This window comes from Treponema endosymbiont of Eucomonympha sp. (assembly GCF_001028545.1).
Genome location: NZ_BBPW01000683.1, coordinates 1 through 436 on the forward strand (window position 1 = coordinate 1; position 436 = coordinate 436).

General features: G+C 49.1%; 1 protein-coding gene. It reads left to right on the forward strand.

Annotation, left to right across the window (positions count from 1 at the left end; genetic code table 11):
• Positions 1–177: 177 nt before the first annotated feature.
• The coding region (locus AWU74_RS08610; protein ID WP_162505130.1) for a glutamine synthetase III domain-containing protein at positions 178–436 on the forward strand (259 nt) is incomplete at its 3' end.

Here is a 436-nt window from a genome sequence, read left to right on the forward strand (position 1 = left end):
GGGGTTAAATCTATATGCAGAGTTTCTTCAAAAAATTCTGTCGTTGCCCGCACGGGCAACGACGAACGCTTGACATTCTTTTTAATTTTATGTATAACCGAACACGAATATCAAAGACGATATGGGGGCAGAGCTGTCCCTAGTCGTCTTTTTTTATATCTATAGCGAGGAGAGACTATGAGCAATCTTCCAGAATTATTCGGCAGCGTGGTGTTTAACGACACGGTAATGAAGCAACGGCTTCCGAAAGACGCCTACAAATCGCTGAAAAAGGCTATTGCCGAAAGCAAGCCGCTCGATTCGGGCGTGGCAAGCGTCGTGGCAAACGCCATGAAGGATTGGGCTATCGAAAAGGGCGCGACGCACTTTACCCACTGGTTCCAGCCGATGACCGGCATTACGGCGGAAAAGCACGACAGCTTCATCTCGCCGACCC